This is a genomic window from Marinovum sp. 2_MG-2023, from assembly GCF_030548265.1.
In the GTDB taxonomy this organism is placed as follows: Bacteria; Pseudomonadota; Alphaproteobacteria; order Rhodobacterales; family Rhodobacteraceae; genus Marinovum.
Window position 1 is genome coordinate 17,708 of sequence record NZ_JAUOSD010000023.1, and the last position, 13,476, is coordinate 31,183.

General features: G+C 59.8%; 12 protein-coding genes. 9 read left to right on the top strand and 3 right to left on the bottom strand.

Annotation, left to right across the window (positions count from 1 at the left end; translation table 11 throughout):
• Positions 1–7 precede the first annotated feature (7 nt).
• The 8 genes from rseP (at position 8) to lpxB (ending at position 8,233) form a co-directional block, all read left to right on the top strand.
• Positions 8–1,357 (top strand): RIP metalloprotease RseP, encoded by a 1,350-nt coding sequence (gene rseP / locus Q4577_RS19430; protein WP_303472082.1) that lies wholly within the window; start codon positions 8–10, stop codon positions 1,355–1,357.
• 195 nt (positions 1,358–1,552) lie between these two features.
• Positions 1,553–1,681, top strand: coding sequence for a hypothetical protein (locus Q4577_RS19435; protein WP_303472081.1), 129 nt, complete (start codon positions 1,553–1,555; stop codon positions 1,679–1,681).
• A gap of 233 nt (positions 1,682–1,914) precedes the next feature.
• Positions 1,915–4,161, top strand: coding sequence for an outer membrane protein assembly factor BamA (bamA, locus tag Q4577_RS19440; protein WP_303472108.1), 2,247 nt, complete (start codon positions 1,915–1,917; stop codon positions 4,159–4,161).
• 107 nt (positions 4,162–4,268) lie between these two features.
• Positions 4,269–4,943: an OmpH family outer membrane protein gene (locus tag Q4577_RS19445; RefSeq protein ID WP_303472079.1), complete on the top strand. Its 675-nt coding sequence runs from the start codon at positions 4,269–4,271 to the stop codon at positions 4,941–4,943.
• Between the two features lie 81 nt (positions 4,944–5,024).
• On the top strand, positions 5,025–5,480 hold the full coding sequence (gene fabZ, locus Q4577_RS19450; RefSeq protein WP_244686721.1) for a 3-hydroxyacyl-ACP dehydratase FabZ: 456 nt from the start codon (positions 5,025–5,027) through the stop codon (positions 5,478–5,480).
• Complete coding sequence (gene lpxA / locus Q4577_RS19455; protein WP_244686719.1) at positions 5,480–6,271, top strand: acyl-ACP--UDP-N-acetylglucosamine O-acyltransferase; 792 nt, start codon at positions 5,480–5,482, stop codon at positions 6,269–6,271. Before fabZ ends, lpxA begins: the two co-directional genes overlap by 1 nt.
• A gap of 5 nt (positions 6,272–6,276) precedes the next feature.
• Positions 6,277–7,080 carry an LpxI family protein gene (locus Q4577_RS19460; protein ID WP_303472075.1) on the top strand — a complete coding sequence of 268 codons (804 nt, stop codon included), beginning with the start codon at positions 6,277–6,279 and terminating at the stop codon, positions 7,078–7,080.
• 1 nt (position 7,081) lies between these two features.
• A complete protein-coding gene (gene lpxB, locus Q4577_RS19465; RefSeq protein ID WP_303472074.1) occupies positions 7,082–8,233 on the top strand; it encodes a lipid-A-disaccharide synthase in 1,152 nt (383 codons plus the stop codon).
• A gap of 101 nt (positions 8,234–8,334) precedes the next feature.
• Here the strand turns inward: lpxB and Q4577_RS19470 are convergent, their stop codons facing one another.
• Positions 8,335–8,946 (bottom strand): invasion associated locus B family protein, encoded by a 612-nt coding sequence (locus tag Q4577_RS19470; protein ID WP_303472072.1) that lies wholly within the window; start codon positions 8,944–8,946, stop codon positions 8,335–8,337.
• A 531-nt stretch (positions 8,947–9,477) separates the two neighbouring features.
• Between Q4577_RS19470 and Q4577_RS19475 the strand changes: the two genes are divergently transcribed.
• Positions 9,478–11,028 (top strand): helicase HerA-like domain-containing protein, encoded by a 1,551-nt coding sequence (locus Q4577_RS19475; protein ID WP_303472070.1) that lies wholly within the window; start codon positions 9,478–9,480, stop codon positions 11,026–11,028.
• 135 nt (positions 11,029–11,163) lie between these two features.
• On the opposite strand, the gene Q4577_RS19480 is transcribed toward Q4577_RS19475, so the two are convergent.
• On the bottom strand, positions 11,164–12,468 hold the full coding sequence (locus tag Q4577_RS19480; protein ID WP_244686706.1) for a branched-chain amino acid ABC transporter permease: 1,305 nt from the start codon (positions 12,466–12,468) through the stop codon (positions 11,164–11,166).
• A complete protein-coding gene (locus Q4577_RS19485) occupies positions 12,465–13,475 on the bottom strand; it encodes a branched-chain amino acid ABC transporter permease (protein WP_303472067.1) in 1,011 nt (336 codons plus the stop codon). The genes Q4577_RS19480 and Q4577_RS19485 overlap by 4 nt, the downstream gene beginning before the upstream one ends.
• Between the last annotated feature and the right edge of the window lies 1 nt (position 13,476).

Genomic DNA, 13,476 nt, shown 5'->3' on the forward strand with positions numbered 1-13,476 from the left:
GGGCAGTTTGGATATCGCAACCCTGATTCCGCAGTTTGGCAACACATTGTTCACATTACTGGCTTTTGTCGTGGCCCTGTCGATCATCGTCGCGATCCATGAATATGGCCATTACATCGTTGGCCGCTGGAGCGGGATCAAGGCGGATGTCTTCTCGCTTGGGTTTGGGCCGGTTTTGTTTTCCCGGGTGGATCGCCACGGCACAAAATGGCAGGTCGCGGCGCTGCCCTTGGGCGGATATGTGAAATTTCGCGGCGATGCCGATGCCGCAAGCGCCCAATCCGATCAGGACAGCCTGAACGCGATGAGCGCCGCAGAACGCCGGTCGACCATGGCGGGCGCGCCGCTTTGGGCGCGGACATTGACGGTTGCCGCAGGCCCGGCATTCAATTTCGTGCTGGCCATGGTGATTTTCACGGCGTTGTTCCTGACGCGTGGGGTGACGTCGGAACCGCTGACCGTTGGCGAGCTGCGCCCGTCGCCCAGCGTGCAGGAATTGCAGCAAGGCGATGTCCTGTTGTCGATTGCCGGTCAGGACGTGCCGAATTTTGATGATTCTGCCGGCTTTGCCGCATTTGTGGCTGCGCTGCCGCCGCAGAATGATCTCGATTATCGTATTCTTCGCAATGGCGATGAAATCATCGTGAGCGGCCCTTATCCCTATCCGCCGAATGTCACCCGTCTGGTGCCGCGCTCGGCGGCTTATGACATCGGGCTGCAACAGGGGGATGTGATTGTCGGGGTTGATGGCAAAGACGTCGCAACCTTTGATCAGATCAAAACCGAGGTCGAGGCATCCGAGGGCAGGGCGCTTTTGCTGGATGTCTGGCGCGATGGCGAGGTTCTGGAATTTGCCCTGGCCCCGCGCCGGGTGGATGAACCGGGCCCGGACGGTGGATTCGTCACCCATTGGCGCGTTGGCATTGTCGGCGGCTTGTTCTTTGATCCGGCCAAAACCGCCCCCAGCGTCGGCGAGGCGATTTCCGGCGGCGTGATGCAGACCGGGGCGATCATCCAAAGCTCGCTTTCCGGCATGTGGCATATCATCACCGGTCAGATTTCCACCTGTAACCTGTCGGGCCCGGTCGGCATTGCCGAAACCTCTGGCCAAATGGCGGCGCAGGGCACTTCCAGTTTCATCTGGTTTGTGGCGGTCTTGTCCGCGGCTGTCGGGCTTTTGAACCTGTTCCCCATCCCGGTTCTCGACGGCGGGCATCTGGTGTTTTACGCCTATGAGGCCGTGGTTGGCCGCCCGCCACATGACCGCGTGCTAAGCGTTCTGATGGCGGTGGGGTTGGCGGTGGTGCTGTCGGTCATGGTCTTCTCGCTCAGCAATGATTTGATCCTCTGCCCCTGATTGATCCCTTGTGATCACCGGCGATCCCCTTGACCGCATCCTTGGCAATGCCCGGATGGGCGGGGGTTTGCCGATCCTTGGTTGCAAAAGTGAAATCATCAACGTTGCAAAGGGGCAGAATTTGCTGTTTGCCCCATTGCTGCCCGATTTGTCGCCTAACCTCTGGCCTGCAACGCCCGAGAAAGAGCGAGAAAAATGCAGACTTTGACCCATGGATATCGCGGATTGCGCCTTATTGCGCATATCAATGCTGACCGGATTCTTTTCATCGCCACATTGGGCTTTGCCTTGATGTTGGCCGGCCATTTGGCCTCTGTCGTCTGAAAACATCCATATTTTGTGTATTTGGCGCAAAGATTCCTGTCTGCGCCCCGCCGCTTGGTTTTGACAACACCCGCCGATACCGATACTCAGCCAATGTGGGATGTTAAACGGATTGGCACATGCATATTCGACAAGGCGCGCGTGCGACCAAACGCACAGCAATTGAGACCGGTCTTCAATCAGTAAAGTCTGTTCTCTTCGCGGGTGCAGCCGCTATCGCGGTTCAGGCGGCGATGGTGCCGACAACCGCCGTGGCACAGAGCTATAGCTTCAATCAGGTTGCAATCGAAGGTGCGCAGCGGATCGAACCAGCCACCATTCTGAGCTATGCCGGCATCGCCCGTGGCCAGAGCGTGTCCGCCGCCGAGTTGAATGATGCCTATCAACGGATTTTGGCCTCTGGCCTGTTCGAAGAGGTCGAAATCATACCGGTCGGCAACAAGCTGGTGATCCGGGTGGTGGAATTCCCCACGATCAACCGCGTTGTGTTTGAAGGCAACCGCCGGATCAAGGATGAGGACCTGAGCGGTTTGGTCACCTCGGCCTCGCGCCGGGTGTTCAATGCATCGACCGCCGAACGCGACGCCCAAACGATTGTACAGGCCTATGCCGAACAGGGCCGCGCCAGCGCCCGTGTGACCCCGCGTTTGATCCGCCGCTCTGACAACCGCGTCGATCTTGCCTTTGAAATTCTCGAAGGCGGGGTGATCGAGGTCGAGCGGATTTCCGTGGTCGGCAACCAGAAGTTTTCGGATCGGCGTCTGCGCCGGGTTCTGGAAACCAAACAGGCGGGTCTGTTCCGGTCGATCATTCGTCGCGACAGCTTTATCGAAGACCGTGTTGCCTTTGACAAACAGGTCCTGACCGATTTCTATTTCTCGCGCGGCTATGTCGATTTCCGCATCAATTCGGTCAATGCCGAGGTCGCCGAGGAACGCGACGGCTATTTCATGACCTTGAATGTGCAAGAAGGCCAGCAGTTCACCTTTGGCGCGATCAGCACCGTATCCGATGTGGCCGAAGTCGATGCAGATGATTTTCAGGATGTGCTGAAAATTCGTCAGGGCGTGGTTTATTCGCCGTCGTTGGTCGAAAATGAAATCGCGCGACTGGAGCGGCTGGCCAACAAGAAGGGCCTGAATTTCATCCGGGTGGAACCGCGCGTCACACGCAACGACCGCACGCTGGAACTGGATGTGGAATTCATCCTGACCCGGGGACCGCGTGTTTTCATCGAACGTATCGACATCGAAGGCAATACCACCACGCTGGACCGTGTTGTGCGCCGTCAGTTTGATGTGGTCGAGGGTGATCCGTTTAATCCGCGTGAAATCCGGCAATCCGCAGAACGCATTCGCGCCCTTGGCTTTTTCAGCTCTGCTGACGTCAATGCACGCGAAGGATCAAGCGCCGAACAGGTGGTGATCGACGTCGATGTGGCCGAACAACCCACCGGGTCGATCGGTTTTGGTGGCTCCTATTCCACCGATGGCGGTGTTGGCGCGAATATTTCCTTCTCGGAAAAGAACTTCTTGGGCCGTGGTCAGCAATTGTCGCTGGAATTCACCACCGCGTCGGGGGCATCCAACTATGCCTTCAGCTTTGCTGAGCCGGCCTTTTTGAACCGTGATCTGCGGTTCGGATTTTCGATCAGCTACACCGAGACAGACAACCAATATACCGACAGCTATGATACTGTGCTGGGCTATTTCAGCACAAGCCTGGCCTTCCCGGTGGCGGAATACAGCACGCTTCAGACCCGCTATACCGCGCGTTACAATGAAATGCGCAATCCCGGCGACGAGCTGGGTGAAATTCTGTCGGCTGAGGTTGCCGAGGCTGGCAAATATACCAGCGGCATCGGCTATACCTATGTCTATGACACCATCAACCGCGGGCTGGACCCGAATTCCGGTGTCCGTTTGGAATTCGGTCAGGATTTCAACGGCTTGGGCGGCAATGTGAATTCAGTTCGCACCACGGCCAAGGCCACGGCGGAAAAGAAGATCCGCAACGAGGAAATCACCCTGCGGGCGGTGTTCGAAGGTGGGGCGCTGTGGACCGGCGGAGATGGCAGCCGTGTTATCGACCGGTTCCGCCTCGGCTCCAGCCGGATGCGCGGTTTCGAACCCGGCGGGATCGGCCCACGTGAACGCGGCGCGGGTGGGGTCAATGACTCGCTCGGTGGCAATTATTTCGCGGTCGCCCGTTTTGAAGCGGAATTTCCGCTGGGATTGCCTGAGGAATACGGGCTGTCGGGTGGGGTGTTCTATGATGTCGGCTCGCTCTGGGGGTTGGACAACACATCGACGTCAAACAGCGTTTTCTATGACGAGGCCTCGGCGCGTCATGTGATCGGTGCGTCGATTTTCTGGACAACGGCCATTGGCCCGCTGCGGTTCAACTTTACCAAGGCGCTGCAAAAAGAAGAGCACGACAAAGATCGGCTCTTTGAATTCACCATTGCGACGCAATTCTGATCGCGGGGGCACGTTTGCGCACCAGTGATGCCAGATCAACGAAGAAGGCGGCGGCGTGGGTCGTCGCCTTTGCCGTCTTTTGGTCCGGGATGACGGGCCTGTTCGGTATGGCACATGCACAAGAGCCGTCCTCGGCCCTGCGCAGTCCGATATTGGTGATTGATTTTGAGACTTTGTTCCGCAACTCGGAATTTGGCCGAGCCATTCAATCCGATCTGGATGAGAAAAGCCGCGCCTTGGCGGCGGAAAATGCCCGGATAGACAGGGAATTGGCGGCCGAGGAAAAGGCGCTGACCGCGCAACGCGGCACCCTGGCCGCCGAAGATTTTCGCAACCTGGCGGATGACTTTGACGCCCGCGTGCAACAGCTTCGCGCGGAACAGGATGAAAAAGCACAGGCGATCAATCGGTTACAGGCAGAGGAACAATTGCAGTTCCGTCAGGCCGCCGTGCCGATCCTGGGCCAGCTGATGTTGGAAACCGGGGCGTTGATCGTGATGGAAAAGCGCAGCGTATTGGTGTTCAATGACGGGATCGACGTAACCGAAATCACCGCTGAACGGCTGGATGCCGTGCAGGCAAACGCGCTGGACAGTCCCACACCGGGCACGGTCGAGGGCACCATCCCAGACGTGCCCCAGGATACTGGCACAGAAGCGACGCCACCCCCCCAGCCGGAGCCCACCCCGGAACCCACGCCAGAATCCACCCCGGAAACCGGCATTGAAAGCGGATCAGATGCCCCCGATGGCATAACCGCAGAGCCCGCCGACCAGGACTGACAGGATCCGGCAAATACTTGCCCGATGCCCACAGGGTTGCTAGGGACAGGTCCGCACAAGACGGATAAAGGAAGACCACAGATGAGCGACACATTGAAAAGCGCGGATATTCAGTTGATCCAGCAGATCCTGCCGCACCGTTATCCGTTTCTTTTGGTGGACAAGGTCGTCGATATCGACGGCTATGCCTCGGCCAAGGGGATCAAGAATGTGACCATGAACGAACCGCATTTTCAGGGGCATTTTCCCAACACCCCGATCATGCCCGGCGTCACGATCGTCGAGGCGATGGCCCAGACCTCTGGTGTGATGATCGGTGTTGCGATGGATCTGGCAGACAAGGATCTGTTGATCTATTTCATGGCGATCGACAAATGCAAATTCCGCCGCAAGGTGGTTCCGGGGGACGTGCTGGAGATGAATGTGAAAACCGTGCGCGGCAAACCCGGTGGCAGGGTGTGGAAATTCGCGGGTGTTGCCACCGTAGACGGTGAAATGGCCGCGGAATGCGAATTCACTGCAATGATGGATCTGTGATGACTGATGGTCTTATCCACCCCAGCGCGGTGATCGAAGACGGCGCGCAGATCGGCGAAGGCGTGCGTATCGGGCCGTTTTGCCATATCGGCCCCAAGGTTGTTCTGGGCCCCCGTGTCGAGCTGATGAGCCATGTGGTGGTGACCGGTCGGACCGAAATCGGCGAAGACACCGTGGTTTTTCCCTTTGCGGTGATCGGTGCGATTCCGCAGGATTTGAAATTCTCGGGCGAAGAGACGCAGCTGATTGTCGGCAAACGCAACCGGATCCGCGAACATGTGACGATGAATACCGGCACCGAGGGTGGCGGCGGCATTACCCGTGTGGGCGATGACGGCCTGTTCATGGCGGGGTGCCATGTGGCGCATGACGTCCAGGTCGGCAACAAGGTGATCGTGGTCAACAACGCCGCTTTGGCCGGTCATTGCGTCATTGAAGACGAGGTGATCATCGGCGGGCTGTCCGGCGTGCATCAATGGGTGCGCATCGGGCGCGGTGCCATCATCGGCGCGGTCACCATGGTGACCAATGATGTGATCCCGCATGGGCTGGTACAGGCCCCCCGTGGCAAGCTGGACGGGCTGAACCTCGTCGGGTTGAAGCGGCGCGGCGTGGCGCGGGCGGATATTACCGCATTGCGGGCTGCATTTCAGATGCTGGCACAGGGCGAGGGCGCCTTTGTTGAACGTGCAAAACGGCTCGGCAATGACAGCGATAATGAATATGTCCGCCAGATTGTCGATTTCGTCGCGGGCGAGACCGACCGCAATTACCTGACCCCCGGGAGCTGATCCAAATGACCGGCAAACTGGCGATTCTGGCTGGCAGCGGCGATCTGCCTGCGGCCCTTGCCATGGCTTACGAAGATGCGGTCTGTGTGGTGTTTGACGGCGTTGACGCCCCGATGCCACGGGTGGATGCCCGCCATCGGTTCGAGGCCTTTGGCGGCTTTCTGGACGATCTGACGGCGCGTGGCGTCGACCGGGTTGTGCTGGCGGGGGGCATTGGCCGACCGCCGCTGAACCCAGCCACCTTTGATCCCTTCATGCAGAAACTTGCCCCGCGTCTGCTGGCGGCATTGCAGGGCGGCGATGATGCCCTCGCACGATTGGTGATCGACGTGTTCGAGGGGGCCGGGATCGCCGTGGTCGGTGCGCATGATCTTCTGCCAGAGTTGACCGCCGCGCCGGGGGCGCTGGTGGGTGCGGAGCTGAGCCCGCAGAACCGGGCCGATTGCGACCGGGCCAATGACATCCTGCGCGCCTTGTCGCCGCTTGACGTCGGGCAGGGCGCGGTGGTGGCCAATGGTCTGGCGCTGGGGATCGAAACCCAGCAAGGCACCGATGCGATGTTGCACTTTGTCGCGGCAACCGACGCCAGCTTGCGGGGCAAGGGCGGCGTTCTGGTCAAACGTCCCAAGGCCGGACAGGATCTGCGCGTGGACATGCCGGCCATCGGCCCGGACACGGTCCGTGCTGCGGCCGCCGCCGGTCTGGACGGGATTGTCATCGCCGCGCGTCAGGTGGTGTTGATCGACCGAACGGGTCTGATTGCCGCGGCGCAGGAGGCGGGGATTTTTGTCTTTGCCGACGAAGGATAGAATGCGCGTCTTTCTGATCGCGGGTGAGCCTTCGGGCGACAAGCTGGGCGCTGCATTGATGGCCGGGCTGCGCGATTTGTTACCCGATGCCGAGATTTCCTTTCATGGTGTCGGTGGGCCCCGCATGGAAGAGGCCGGGCTTGCCAGCCTCTTTCCCATGGATGACATCAGCGTCATGGGCGTCAGTGAAATCCTGTCGCAATATGGCGCGTTGAAAGCGCGTGTGAACGAGGCTGCCGAGGCGGTCATCGCACAGAAGCCGGATGTGCTGATCACCATTGACCTGCCGGAATTCTGTCTGCGGGTGGCGAAAATCGTTAAATCCCGCAGCAACATCCGCACCGTGCATTATGTTGCGCCCACCGTTTGGGCCTGGCGTCCGGGGCGGGCCAAACGTATGGCGCGCCATATTGATCAGGTGCTGGCGTTGTTGCCGTTTGAACCGCCTTACATGACGGCGGCGGGCATGCGCTGTGACTTTGTCGGCCATCCGGTGGTGACAGAGCCGGTGCCAACCGATGCCGAAGTGGCAGAGTTTCGCGCGCGCCATGGGCTGGGCGCGGCACCGACCTTGCTGGTTCTGCCGGGATCGCGGCGCAGCGAAGTTGGACGGCTGGGCGGGATCTTTGGCGACACCCTGGCGCGCATTCATGCCCAACGGCCCGACATGCGATTTGTTGTGCCCGCCGCTGCGCCGGTGGCCGCGCTGGTGCAAGAGGTGACCTCGCATTGGCCGGGCGCGCCGGTGGTGCTGGATGGCACAGCCGCCGGGGCGCAGGACGAAAAACGCCGGGCCTTTCGTGCCGCTGATCTGGCGCTGGCTGCGTCGGGCACCGTGTCACTGGAGCTCGCGGCTGCAGCCACACCGATGGTGATCGCCTATGACATGAATTGGCTGTCGCGCCAGATCATCGGGCGCATGTTGCGGGTGGATACGGTCACATTGGTCAATCTGGTGTCCGAGACGCGGGTCGTGCCAGAGTTCATCGGCAAAGCCTGTCAGCCGGATGCAATTTCCAGTGCGGTTCTGGAATTGGCCAAAGCCCCGGATGGGCAAAAGGCGGCGATGGCGCTGACCATGGATCGGTTGGGACGCGGACAGGAACCCCCGGGGCGGCGCGCGGCGCGTGCCGTGCTTGAGGGACTTGGCTGAGCCGGATCAAACCCGGACATAGCCCGGCCTTAACATTCAACATCCTGACATGAAAACGCCGCCCAGTGGGCGGCGTTCCAATACATCATGGCGGCGAGAGCTTATTGCTGAAGCACGCTGGCCAATTCGAAACCGGCTGTGAAGCCAGACAGCGACATGGTCGAGGCCACGATCTGATCCGGTGCCGCGAAGGGGCGGATCATCACCTTGGCTTCGGCGCCACGTTTGAAGGCGGCAATGTCTTCTGCGGTCAAACCGATGCGGGCGTAACACCCCTGGCGGTTGCAGAAGGAAAACGGATAGCTTTTGGGCTTGGACCCATCCACAGAAATCCCCAGCTGACCCGTCAGCAGCGTTTCCAGCGGCACGATCACGGTCGCACCGGCGGGCAGCTTGCTCTCGGCTGGCAGGCGGAACATAGAAATTTCGGCCAGCGCATTGCCGTTTTCTTCTTTCAGCAATTGATACAGCTGGCAGGGGTCATTTTCCGGGGTCTCGGTCCGGATGCAGCGCAATTCCCAGTCGCCGCTTTCCTGTTTGACATAGGTGCTGCCAAGTTCGGTTGCCTCTTGGCCCACGGCCAACTGATCCTCGACCGAGCTGCCAGCAGCGCCTTCGGCGGGCGTTTCTTCAGCAGCTGCGTCCTGGGCGGCTGCCGGCGCGGTCAGGGCCATCAGGGCAATAAAAGGCAGTAAAGAAAGAAATTTGGGCATCACACCCCCCTTTGTTAACACTTGTCTGAATGCATGCGCCGCATTCGCCCGCTGCGCTTAACATGGTTGATTGCCGCTGTCAGGCGGATTGTCCAATTGCGGGCCGTTCCCATGGTGCATTTTTCCGTGAAGGACTGTCAACGACATGGCAAAGCTGACCGGCAAACCCTTGCCACAATTGGAAAAAGGGGCCGAGTAATCGACCCCTTTTCCTATTTTTTTGCTCCCCGTCGGACTGGCCGACTTAGTCATTGACGGGACGCTACGAACATTTTTGCCGCCGGTCAACAGCCAAGTTATAATTTTTCACCCGGAATGATGAAAGCGCTTTGGTTTCCATGGCTCCGGAACCATCATTTGAAAAAAGGCCGCACCGGGAGGGGCGCGGCCAGTCTGACAGGGAGGAAGTCAATCCAGCCCCGGACAAGGCCCGAACGCTGGACATTACATGGTATGACAGACAAAGGTTAAGCCGAGATTGCGACGCGGGACGTATCCCGATCGCCTATGATGAGAGAGTCGGAGGGGCCCATGGCGGGGATATTCATTGGTGGCGGCGGGCCAGAGTATGGCGAGGCACAGGAGCTGTCGCTGAAATATGCCAATCGACATGGGCTGATTGCCGGGGCCACCGGCACCGGGAAAACCGTGACGCTGCAAATCCTCGCCGAGGGGTTTTCCAAGGCCGGCGTGCCGGTGTTTCTGTCTGATGTCAAAGGCGACCTGTCGGGGCTTGCGGCGGCGGGACGAGCGGATTTCAAATTGCACGATGCCTTTGCCCAGCGCGCGGCCAAGATCGGTTTTCACGATTACGCCTATGCGGCTTTTCCGGTCACGTTCTGGGATCTGTTTGGCAAACAGGGGCACCCGGTGCGCACGACGGTGTCTGACATGGGGCCCTTGCTGATCGCCCGTCTGCTGGAGCTGAGCGAAGCCCAGGAAGGCGTGTTGAACATCGCTTTTCGGCTGGCGGATGAACAGGGTCTGCCGCTGCTGGATCTGAAAGATCTGCAATCCCTGCTGGTCTGGGTCGGAGAGAGCCGCAAGGCGCTGTCGCTGCGCTATGGCAATATTTCCACCGCCTCGATCGGGGCAATTCAACGGCGGTTGTTGGTGCTGGAAAATCAGGGCGGCGCTGGCCTGTTCGGCGAGCCGGCGCTGGAGCTGGATGATCTGATGCAGGTCGACGCCGATGGGCGCGGGCGGATCAATATTCTGGCTGCGGATACGTTGATGGCGTCGCCACGGCTCTATGCGACGTTTCTTTTGTGGCTGTTGTCAGAATTGTTCGAAACCCTGCCAGAGGTCGGTGACCCCGACAAACCAAAGCTGGTCTTTTTCTTTGACGAGGCGCATTTGCTGTTTGATGGCGCGCCGGATGCGCTGGTCGACAAGGTGGAACAGGTAGCACGCCTGATCCGGTCCAAGGGGGTCGGGGTGTATTTCATCACCCAGAACCCCGATGACGTGCCAGAGGATATTCTGGGGCAGCTGGGCAACCGGGTGCAACATGCGCTGCGTGCCTTTACCGCCCGCGATCGCAAGGCGCTGCGCCTGGCGGCGGAAACCTATCGTGACAATCCCAGGTTCGATATTGAACAGGCAATCCGCGAGGTTGGTGTCGGCGAGGCTGTGACCTCGATGTTGCAGAAAAAGGGCGTGCCGGGGATGGCGGAACGCACTCTGATCCGTCCACCGTCGTCCCAGCTGGGACCATTGAGCGCCGAGGCGCGGCGCGCGGTGATGGCGCAATCACCTGTGTCCGGGAAATATGACCAGCCACAGGACCGGGTGTCAGCCTATGAAATCCTGACGCAACGGGCCAAGGATGCCGCACAGGCCGCAGAAGCGGCAGAGCGTGCCGAGGACGAGGCCGAGGAAGTGGCAGAACGGGAGTACCGATCCGCCCGGCGATATTCTGGCAAACGCGTGTCCCGTTCCACATCCCGCCCCAGAACCCGGTCGCGCCGGGAAGAAAGCTTTGGCGAGGCGATGACCAAAGTGGTGATCAAGGAGCTGAAGGGCACCACAGGACGGCGCATCGTGCGCGGCATCCTGGGGGGATTGTTCAAGGGGCGGTGACGGCACGCGGCGCAAACCTTGCGCATTCCGGTCCCGGACCTCGCTCCGGGACCTCCCGGTCAAATCGCCGCTGAGGTGCACATTGCGGAGCTCCCGGATCATGTCCGGGAGCGCGCTGATCCTTCTTACTTGCTTCTAGCGCTCAGGCAGCAAGCCGCGTGGTGCAAAGCGCAGCACTACCAACAGGATCACCCCCATGGTCAACAACCGCATATGCGCCACCGAATTCAACAGATGGATTTTCAGATCTGATCCATCTGCCATGCCGGACGTCACCAGATCCATGACGGCAGCGCCAATCGGTTCGACCTGAACCCAAAGGAACCAGATCAACATTCCCCCCAGCACCGCGCCAAAATTATTGCCCGATCCGCCGACAATCACCATCACCCAGATCAGGAACGTGTAGCGCAACGGCTGATAGCTCGCCGGGGTCAACTGGCCGTCCAGCGTGGTCATCATCGCCCCCGCCATGCCGCAAATTGCCGACCCGAGAACAAAGATCTGCAAATGCCGCCGGGTCACATCCTTGCCCATGGCGCGCGCTGCAACCTCATTGTCGCGAATGGCGCGCATCATGCGGCCCCAGGGTGATTTCAGCGCCAATTGCGCCAGGACCAGCACCACCACCAAGACAACAGCAAACATCAGCCCATAGCCGACCTTGACATAAAGGGTCGAGGCCGTCGTCACATCCAGACCAAGATCGGTGGCGCGCGCGACAAAGGCCGGATCATTCTGCAAATCGATCTCATAGGGCACCGGCCGGGGCAGGCCGATCACATTCTTGACGCCCCGCGCCAACCAATCCTCGTTCTTCAGGACCGCAATGATGATCTCGGCAATGCCCAATGTCGCAATCGCCAGATAATCCGAACGCAGGCCCAGGGCAATTTTGCCAATGACCCAGGCCGCACCAGCGGCCAGCAGACCGCCCACCGGCCAGGCCAGCACAATCGGCAGGCCCAGACCGCCAAGGTATCCGGTCACGGCCGGGTCGATCTTTTCAATTGCGGTTGTCGCCGGATCAAACAACAGACGATACAGGACGAAACCGGCGATCAAGACCGCCAGCATGGCCACCGCGCGCAGCTTGCCGCGGGGGATAGAGCGTGTCAGCCATATGGCCAGCGCAATGGTCGCCGCACCCACCGCCAGCGCCGCCAGAACGCCGGTGCCGCCCACGGCCCATGCCGCCCGCACTGGCGGCATGGAAATGATCACCGTCGCCAACCCGCCAAGCGCCACAAACCCCATGACCCCCACATTGAACAATCCGGCAAATCCCCATTGCAGGTTGACCCCCAACGCCATCAACGCCGACACCAACCCCATGTTGAGGATCAACAGCGCCGAGTTCCAGCTTTGCACAAACCCCGTGCCAAGGATCAGCGCGACAACAAAGACAAACAGCGCCGTGCTTCGAAGTGACTGGCTCATACTGATTTCCCCTTGAACAACCCCGTCGGCCTGACCAGCAGGACAATCACCAGGATCACGAAACTGACGGCGAATTTGTAATCGGTCCCCAGAAGCTGCAACAAACTGTCCGGCGCCAGCGCATCGGGCAGGGCATAGGTCGCAACCTTCTTCCAAGCATAGGTGATCCCGACCTCGGAAAATGCAATCAGGAAACCACCGGCAATGGCGCCGATTGGGCTGCCCAAACCGCCGACAATCGCACTGGCAAAAACCGGCAAGAGCAGCTGGAAATAGGTGAAGGGCTTGAACGTCTTGTCGAGACCGTAAAGCGTTCCGGCAATTGTCGCCAAGGCCGCCACAATCAGCCAGGTGATCATCACCACCCGCTCGGGGTTGATGCCGGAAAGCAGCGCCAGATCCTCGTTGTCGGAATAGGCGCGCATGGATTTGCCGGTGCGTGTCCGGTTCAGGAACCAGAACAGCACCGCAACGGTGATCACCGCCGTCACCAGCGTCAACCCTTGGGTAGTGCGGATCGCCAAGCCTTCGTCAAGGCCGGTCAAAGCCTTGAAATCACGCACGGAAATAATGAATCTTTCGCCATCCGCAAACCGCTGATCGTCCGGGCCGATGATGAAGCGCACCAATCCGTTATAGATGAACATCACCCCCATCGACACAATCACCAGGATCACCGGCTTGACCCTCTGCTTGCGATAGAATCGGTACACCGTGCGGTCGGTGATCAGGACCAGCGCCATCGCACCAAGAATACCAAAGGGCAGCGCAAGCAGGGCGGTGGGCAGCGGCCCCAAGCTGACACCCCAGCCCTGCAAAAGCCAGGTCACAAGGATGGTGACCATTGCGCCAAAGGCCATGGTGTCGCCATGGGCAAAGTTCGAAAACCGCAGAATGCCATAAATCAACGTCACCCCCAGCGCGCCCAACGCCAGTTGCGCGCCATAGGCTATCGCAGGAATAAGAACGAAATTCGCAAGCGCGACAAATGCGTTGAGCAGATCCATA